Raw genomic sequence first — 5,836 nt, 5'->3', positions numbered from 1 at the left:
ATCTTGAAAACTTTTTTTAAAATATATTTGCATTTGCCTATTTGGGTTTCGTACATTTGAATTGTACTTAACTTGATTCTTACTTAACCAATGAATAAACAGTTAAACACATATTTATACTTGCTATTAATTATTATTGGGTCTTTTACTCAATCTTGCATTCATAGTTTTGATTTTGAAGAAAATAAAGCAAATGATAAAAATTCTACTAACTTATCTAAAGAACAAATTAACAAGGCTTTTGATTGGGATATGTCAAGACAGATTTCATTTCAAGTAAAAACTGTTGAGAATAAAAAATCAATGAAAGCTTTACCTCTTGTAGCTATAGAAATATTAAATGTAGAAAATGAAGCTAAAATTATTTCAGGTACAACAAATAAAAATGGTGTTTTTGATGGTTTGTTTCAAATTTCTACAACTACAAAAAATGTTATTGTAAGAACTTCATTTAAAGATACAGTTGTAAATATTAGCAATGGATTTTTAAATTGTGTTTTCAGTACCGAAAATGTACAACTTAAAGGATCAGTTATAAGCAGGTCAAGATCTAATAGCTCTTTTTCAAATTTGCTTTCAAATTATGAATTTGATAATAATATTAGTGATTCCTTAACTTCAAAAAATTATTCTCAAATTACTACAGGAAAATGGTATTTTAAGGCTGGAAATGGAAGCAATAAAGTATTTGTTTTTAGAAAAAACATAAGCAATGACTATGTTTTGAAAATGAAAAATTCGAATAATGATATGTGGTGTTTTCAACTTGTAGATAATATTACAGCAGGAGAAATTTATCAATTAGAGGCAGATGCTAAAATACTTAATGGCACAAATCCTTCAAATTTTTATGTACAGATTCAGTTTTTTAATAATAATGTTTCAGCTACGGCTTTATCAACTTACAGTATGAATTATTTTTCTTCCGAATGGAAAAGAAAAGGAATTGTAGCAATTGCTCCTTCAAATTCAACAAAAGCAATTGTAACCTTAAGAATATCTGCTAATGAATCAAATGCAAAAATTCTTTTTGATAATATTTCACTTCAAGAAAATCCTGATACTGATGGAGATGGAATTCCCGATGTAAACGACCAGTATCCTAATGATGAAAAAAAAGCATTTAATAATTATTATCCAAATGATTGTAGCCCTGCAACTCTTGCATTTGAAGACCTTTGGCCTTATAAAGGTGATTATGATTTTAACGATCTTATTATAAATTACAAAATGAATTATATTGCAAATGCAAATAATAAAATTGTTGAACTTAGAATAAATTATAAAGTAGTAGCAATAGGAGCAAGTTTTCATAATGGATTTGGCATTCAATTGCCTGTTTCTCCATCTGCAATAAAATCAGTTAGCGGTCAGCAAATAAATAATTCTTATATTTCTTTGAATTCAAATGGGACTGAAGCTAATCAAAGTAAAGCAGTAATTATAATGTTTGATGATGCATTTGATCTTTTGCCACATCCGGGAGGAGGTGATTTTATAAATACAACTATTGGAACTCAATATGTAAGTCCTACTTTAGTTGAAGTTGTAATTAAATTTAATAGTTCACAAACGATAGAAAATTTAGATATACCTCCTTATAATCCTTTTGTTATTGTGGATGGAAACAGAGATAAAGAAATTCATTTACCTCAAATGCAACCTACTGACCTTGCCTGTGGTAAACTACTTGGAAGTGGAAACGATAATAGTAATCCTAACAATAATATTTACTATATAAATGATGACAACATGCCTTGGGCTTTAAATATTCCAACAAATTTTTATTACTCAAAAGAAAAATCTTCAATTTCTGATGCTTTCAATTACTTTGATTCTTGGGCAATAAGCAATGGTACTAATCATAGTGATTGGTATAAAAACTTATCAGGAAATAGAAATGCAGAGAATATTTATACACATTAGAAAAAAAATAAATTATACCAATTAAATTTCAAATATGCCGATAAATAAATTGAATTATATTTTACTTATTCAAGGCAAAAATTCTTTGCATAGCAAAAGCTACGGAAATAATTTTTAACGTAGAAGAAGTGAAATAGAAACGATTTATATCGGTAAGTTTGATGTTTATTTGGTATTATTACGAAACAGAAAAGGATTTGCTATTTCAAAGTTGAAATAGCAAATCCTTTTTATTAGAAGTCTCATAAAACCCTTTACCTCACAATAACCTTTGCTTGATAAATTCTATCTGTAATAACTCTTACAAAATACAATCCTTTGCTGAGGTCGTTTTTGTAAATTGTAATTTTATTTCCTTCAATATCATTCTGTTGTCTTACAACTCTTCCGTTTATGTCAATCAGTTGCATTTGCTTGATATTCTTCTCAAAAGAAGGAAGGACAATGTTTGTTAAATGTTTGAAAGGATTAGGATAAATAAACATTGTAGCTTCAAGATTATTTTCTTCAATATCTGTTGAATGTTCAGTGCCATATTGGTTTACAGATATTATTATATCACTAACATTCTCTCCTGAAAGAGTAATAAAAGCAGTACGTGAAAATTTGTAAGAATTAGTCGATAAGGCAGTTACTTTAACGCTTCTCATTGCGAAATCAGTTGTAACATTTAACCAATTTTGACTTGAGCTGACATTCCATGAACTTAGATTTGTAAAAACATCAAAGTTTGCGTAACTACCATAAAGTGAGTCAATATCAAATTCAAATTCACTAACAGAAAGATAATTAGGAGAAACGGTATTGTAATCTTTTAGATTTGACAAAGATTGACTAAAAGGTCCTGAATTTGTAGTCCCACGAATAACTTTAGGATAGCAGGTATCACCTTTGTCAACTGCTACTTGATATAAAACTAAACCTGCAGGAGGTGTTAAATCGGTATAACTTGTCAAATTACTTTGAATGTCATCAAGTAAATTCATAGAATCGGGATGTGTTCCACGGTAAATTTTATATGTGCCAAAAGAGAATCCTTCATAATGATCCCAGATAAGGTTCATTACTCCACCTGCACCTTTATTTACTGATAAATGCATAGTTTTATGATGCGGACTAAGATCTGACTCGTTGTTACATGAATCAACTGCTGATATTTTGTATCTGTCTGCTTTCTTCTTAGGATTAGAATTTACATCAACAAACACACTTGTACTATCAAATAGAACTGAACCTATCTTTACATAATTTCCTGCAAATGTAGATTCTTTATAAACATTGTAGTATGCGATTCTTTCTCCACCTGTTCTTTCCCATGCAATAAGGTTTTTACTCGTATTTTCGTCAATGGTTACAACACAAATATTTTCACTGGCAAAAGGATAAAGTACTTCAACATTAATAGTATCGGAATACGCAGAACATCCGTGAATGTTTCTTACTTTAACATAATAATTTCCTGAGTCAGTTACTGTCAAGTCAGGGTTTTGTGAACCTGTGTTCCATTTGCAGAAATAACCACTGCCAGGTGATAAAGTAATACTTCCTCCATAGCAGAATGTAGTATCGTTACCTAAGTTTACAACAGGATTGGAATAAACACTTAAATGCTTTGTTGTACTCGTTACAGTACCACAAGGATTTGATATTTTACAATAATAATTTCCTGCATCATTTAGTACTATTTCATTTATTAAGTAAGATGCTGCTGTTGCACCTGTAATAGTATCACTATTATAGAACCATTGATATGAAATTGGAGCTGTTCCACTTACAGTTACTTCAAATGACATTTGTTCATCAACACATTTTGAAGAATCTCCTGATTCTGAAATTATAGTAATTGGATTGTTTGTTAAAACAGTCATTTTACTACTTGCTGTTGTTCCGCAAATATTTGATGCTTCGCATATATATTCCCCTGAATCAGATTCTTGTGCATAATTAATTAAATAGAAACTGTTTATTGCATTTGGTATTTTTGTACTATTGTGATACCATTCGTAAGAAACATTTACTGAAGAATTTGCTGTAATATTTAAAATCAGGTTGTCATTTACACAAATTGTAGTTGTATCTGTGTAAGTATTTACATCAGGTTTTGTATTAACAGACAATGCGATATTTTTACTTTGGTCATTTCCACAAATATTAGTTGCTATACAATAGTAGCTTTGTTCATCATTTGTGTCAACAACATTAATATCGTATAAATTATTAGTAGCACTGCTTATTGAACCTGAATTGTTATACCACTGATAAGAAATTGGAGAAGAACCAGTAGCAGATACACTGAAAGTCATACTTTGTCCTTCACACCTTGAGGTGCTTGATGTATTTGTTGTTATATCAGGATATGTTTTAACAGTTAAAGAAATATTGTTACTTTGATTAATACCGCATGTGTTTGATACTTTACAATAATACTGACCTGCATCACTTGTTGACAATAAACCTATGGAATAAAAATTATTAGTTGCACCTGAGATTTGTGAATTATCAAAATACCACTGATATGAAATTGGTGAACTTCCGTTTGCATTTACATTAAATGCTACACTTGCATTCTCACATTTTGTTGTATTTGATGTTTGAGAACTAATGTCCGGTGCAGTTTGAACTGTTAGGGTTTTAGTTAAACTTTGATCAACACCACATGAGTTGGTAACAATACAATAATAGCTACCAGTATTAGAGGTATCTGCATTATTTATTGAATAAGAATTATTAGTTGCTCCATTTATTAAGCCATTATTACCATACCATTGGTAAGTGATAGGTGATGTTCCTGATGCTGTTAAACTAAAGTTAGCAGTACTACCGCTACAAATTATTGCATTTGAAGGTTGAGTAGTAATACTTGGTGCTTGATTTACAGTAAGAGCGATATTGGTGCTTGAAATATTTCCACAGCTATTGCTTACTTTACAATAATATTGACCAGTATTAGATGTATCTAAATTACTAATAGTATAAGAATAACTTGTGGCTCCATTAATTGTATCATTATTAAAATACCATTGATAATTAAAAGGTGTTGTACCTGTTGCACTTACATTAAATGCCATTGTTGTATTTTCACATTTTATTGTATTTGGAGTTTGATAGGTAATGCTAGGAGATTCATTGATAGTGAGGCTTGCTGAGTTGGATTGAGTGTTAGCACAATTATTGGAAACAACACAATAATAATTTCCTGCATCAGAAGTATCAACATTGAAAAGTGATATTGAATTGGAGTTAGCTCCTGAGATTGAACCATCATCATTATACCATTGATATGTATAATTTGAACCTGAAACTGAAATATTAAAACTTGTTGAATTACCATTACATACAGTAGAATTAGTAGGTTGTGAAGTAATTACAGGGGCAGTATTAACGCTAAGGCTAATATCTGAACTGCTTGCATTACCACATGTATTACTTATTTTGCATTTATAAGTAGCTGCATCAGAGGTGGAAACTGAATTGATAGTGTAGGAATTACCTGTCGCATTTGAAATAGTGTCATTATTTTTGAACCACTGATAATTTATTGGAGTTGTTCCTGTTGTAGTAACAGTAAAAGTCATACTTTGATTCTCACATAAAGTGTCGCTTGAAGTTTGATAAGAAATAGAAGGAGCTTCATTTACCGTTAGCAAAGCAGAATTAGATTGAACATTGCTACAACTATTAGAAACTACACAATAAAACGAACCTTCATCCGAAGTATCGGCAGAAGAAATAGAATATGAATTATTAGTAGCTCCTGTTATAGAACCATCATCATCATACCACTGATAAGTAAGAGTAGCAGAACCAGTTGCAGTTAAGCTAAAGTTCGCAGTACTACCACTACAAATTGTTGAATTAGTAGGTTGAGTAGTAATCGAAGGAGCGGTTTTAACAGTAAGAGCAGTACCGG

2 protein-coding genes are annotated in these 5,836 nt (G+C 30.4%); one reads left to right on the top strand and one right to left on the bottom strand.

Features of this window, described 5'->3' with window-relative positions:
• Positions 1-90: 90 nt before the first annotated feature.
• Positions 91-1,926 carry an LruC domain-containing protein gene (locus tag U9R42_13795; protein ID MEA3497095.1) on the top strand — a complete coding sequence of 612 codons (1,836 nt, stop codon included), beginning with the start codon at positions 91-93 and terminating at the stop codon, positions 1,924-1,926.
• 254 nt (positions 1,927-2,180) lie between these two features.
• On the opposite strand, the gene U9R42_13790 is transcribed toward U9R42_13795, so the two are convergent.
• The coding region (locus U9R42_13790) for an immunoglobulin domain-containing protein (GenBank protein ID MEA3497094.1) at positions 2,181-5,836 on the bottom strand (3,656 nt) is incomplete at its 5' end.

This window comes from Bacteroidota bacterium, assembly GCA_034723125.1.
Classification (GTDB): domain Bacteria; phylum Bacteroidota; class Bacteroidia; order CAILMK01; family JAAYUY01; genus JAYEOP01.
Note: the sequence above shows the minus strand (reverse complement) of the source record. Positions and strands in the feature narration are given on the sequence as shown.

What these genes read in the sequence shown, in the direction of transcription:
- U9R42_13795 (MEA3497095.1), top strand. Translation starts at nt 91, where the DNA reads ATGAATAAACAGTTAAACACATATTTATACTTGCTATTAATTATTATT.